Genomic DNA, 3,058 nt, shown 5'->3' on the forward strand with positions numbered 1-3,058 from the left:
CCCACCAAGGACGCCGCACGCGCCGAGGTGTTCGACTACATCGAGATGTTCTACAACCCACAACGCCGTCATGGTTCAACTGGCGACCTGTCCCCTGTAGAGTTTGAACGGCGCTACGCGCAACGAGGGTCTTGAGTGTCTACGGAACCCTGGGCGTATCATCATTGCACGCGGCTCTTTTGGAAGTGGCGAAGTAGGTTTACCAAGTGTATGTGCGAATGCACATAGCGAAGTTACGCAGAGGATGGCAACTGAGAACATTGCAACCTTGGTGGGTCTCATACGCGATCCGTACACGTAGGCAGGTCATCGTACTTGAGCAAGGCAGGTCGCGGGATCACTTACCCGCAAAGGATTCGACTCATATCATCGCTGCTCCACTGAGCACGTGACTCAGCGGCAGATCGGTGCATGCATACCATCTCGAATCCGTCCTGACATAACGTCATCGGCCCGGGTCGAAGTCACGATGATCTTGAGCAGCCACGTCACCTGCGGGAACACTACGCGTTCCTCTCTGCTGGTCTTCCATCAACCACAGCTCCGATGTCTTTCGGATGCTGGTGAAGTTAGGGATACTAACTCTTGTTGTCAACAAGCAGATTCTTCGAAAGGCGTGGCCTCCAAACGGTGTCGCTTGCTCTAACTCATGCCCTTCAAAGCAGCCGACGTCACCACTCATCGCGTCGCCTCGACGGCATGCCTGTCGCGCTCATGCCGCTGCGCCGCTTCCAGCGCCGCCACGAATCCTGCATCGGCATCGGTACATAGGCTTGTGGTGCAGGTGCCGATGTCTTCTGCAATGCGGAAGCCTTCGCCCAGGCTGCTGCATTGGTGCGGTTCGCATTGCCGCGTGCTGCACCGTGTAGCATCTGGCGTGAGGCAGCGAAGCTGCCGCCGCGGGTGATGAGATGGTTGCCTTCCGTCTCGCAGCCGTCACGCCAGGCGCTGCCATCAGTGAGTGGCCCCCATAGTCCCGGTGCTGGCAAGGCGCTCGCCAATATGCATACCCACCTGCAGACCCGGTTCGGTATGCACGCCAGCCTGCTGTTCCATACGTGCGATACCGCGTCAGCGCCGTGTGCCAAAACGCAAACGCCCGGACCAAGTCGGGGCGTTGGTGATCGAGCGCTGCTTGCGTTACATCACTGCGTGCGATGTACGCGACGCATAGTCCTGATGCGGTTCACAGCACGGCAGGCATCCGCCTACCGATCATGCAACCGACTTACTTGGTCGATTTGACAGCGTCGCGCACGTCATCGGCGACTTCGCCGGCCTTGCGCTGCACCTTGCCCACGTTCTTTTCAGCAGCGCCTTCCAGTTCGGTGCTCTTGTCGCCAGTGACACGGCCGATGGCTTCCTTGACCGAGCCCTTGACCTGCTTGGCGGCGCCGTCGATACGGTTCTTATCCATGGGATGTCTCTCGTCGTTTGGGGAACCCGGCCCGTCTGTGCGTGACGGCGTGAGCATGATGTGCGCTTGCGCCCGGATGCCCCGGTTGCGAATGCACTAGTTGTGCTAGTGCATTCGCGCCAGCCGCATGCAACCAGCAGGGCCTGGCTAAGCCGAATCTTCAAGCGCACGCAGTGGACATGGTCATCGGCTGCTTGACGCTGAATGCTGTGGTAAGCAATGGCCGTTGCCTCAGCGCAACTCACTCCACGCTTGCAGCCACCAGTCGTTGCCTCAGCGCAACTCACTCCACGCTCGCCGCCACCAGCCGCTGCCACAGTGCGGCGTTTGCCTCGCTGTCCGGCTCCAGGGTGGCCAGGATGCCGAGGGCGTGGTCTTCGTGCTCGGCGCCGTGGCGGGCGAGCATGGCCAGGGCGGCGGCGAGGCGGCCGTAGCGCAATGCCAGGCCGAGCGGGGTGGCGAGCAAGCTGGTGTCGTGTTCGGGGCGCTGTTCGTCCAGCGCGGTGCCGAGCGGTGGCGGCAGTTCCCAGGCGTTGGCAATGGTTTTGGCCACGGTGGCGGTGTGGCGTTCGACCAGGGCGGCGGCCACTTCCAGGTTGTAGGGCACGGCGGGACGTTCGGCATAGGTGTCGCGCAATACGCGCAGGATCACCACCGCACCCAGGCCCTGCAACAGGCCGGCGAGTTGACCGGACAAGGTGTCGCCGCCGCGTTCGCGCAGATAGGCGGCAGCGGCGGCGGCGGTGCGCAAGGCGTAATCCCACACGGCGGCGGGCAGCCGCGAATACAGCCCGCCATCCAGGCTCAGCACCGGCTGCATGACGGCCGCGGCGACGATCTGGCGCACGCCTTCGGTGCCGATATGCACCACCGCGCGCTCCAGGCTTTCCAGCGGGCCGCCTTGCGGGCGGTACAGTGCGCTGTTGGCGATGCGCAGCAGGTTGGCCGCCAATGCGGGATCCTGCGCGATGATTGCGGCGATGCCGCGGCCGGAGGCATCGGGGTCGTTCACCGCACGCATCAGCTGCGGCAACAGGTGCGGGCGACGCGGCAGCAATTGCGGGCGCAGGTCGACATGTTCGAGCGCGGCGGCGACGGCGGCCAGCACCTCGGCCTGGGCGGGGTCGGCGGGCAGCGTGCCCTCGGCCAGCGATGGGGTGGCCATCACGGCCGCATACATGCGCCGCAACAGCGGGCGCATCGGCGGCGGTTCGATCTGCAACGTCTGCGCAGCGGGCGGCGGGACAGGTTGCTGCAGCGGCGCGGCGGGCGATGGTGCCGGTGCGATCGGCGGGTGCGCTGTGGGCGCATTGCCGGCCGACGTCGGCGCGATGCCATCGGCCTTGGCATCGCGGCGTCGCGCCAGCAACCACCAAAGACCTCCGGCGAGCACAACGGCACCTAGCAGTCCGGCGGCGAGCAGCAACACAGTCACGAGCATCATGGAAAAATCGTCTGATCAGTGCGACGACTATCCGCGAAGCCGGTCGCGGCGGCAATGCGAGCGTTGTTGTTAGGGCCTGTTAACACATCCGAAGCCCATCAACGACTAGGACGAAGCTGAGGAATCCAAGGAACATGACATCCAGCTTCTCGAAGCGCGAGAAAATCCGGCGGTAGCCTTTCAAGCGACGGAACAGT

At 63.7% G+C, this 3,058-nt stretch carries 3 protein-coding genes and 1 pseudogene; 1 reads left to right on the forward strand and 3 read right to left on the reverse strand.

Annotated elements, in window-relative coordinates:
- Positions 1-135: IS3 family transposase (locus F7R02_RS24685; RefSeq protein ID WP_151210041.1), on the forward strand; the 135-nt coding region annotated here is incomplete at its 5' end.
- Between the two features lie 1,093 nt (positions 136-1,228).
- On the opposite strand, the gene F7R02_RS24700 is transcribed toward F7R02_RS24685, so the two are convergent.
- From F7R02_RS24700 to F7R02_RS24710, 3 genes and pseudogenes are all read right to left on the reverse strand, one after another.
- A complete protein-coding gene (locus tag F7R02_RS24700; protein ID WP_011050089.1) occupies positions 1,229-1,417 on the reverse strand; it encodes a CsbD family protein in 189 nt (62 codons plus the stop codon).
- A gap of 283 nt (positions 1,418-1,700) precedes the next feature.
- Positions 1,701-2,861: an HDOD domain-containing protein gene (locus tag F7R02_RS24705; protein WP_059027479.1), complete on the reverse strand. Its 1,161-nt coding sequence runs from the start codon at positions 2,859-2,861 to the stop codon at positions 1,701-1,703.
- A gap of 79 nt (positions 2,862-2,940) precedes the next feature.
- A pseudogene (locus F7R02_RS24710) lies at positions 2,941-3,058 on the reverse strand (IS5-like element ISCARN85 family transposase); the annotation flags it as partial.

The sequence above is a fragment of the Xanthomonas cissicola genome, from assembly GCF_008801575.1.
Classification (GTDB): Bacteria; Pseudomonadota; Gammaproteobacteria; order Xanthomonadales; family Xanthomonadaceae; genus Xanthomonas; species Xanthomonas cissicola.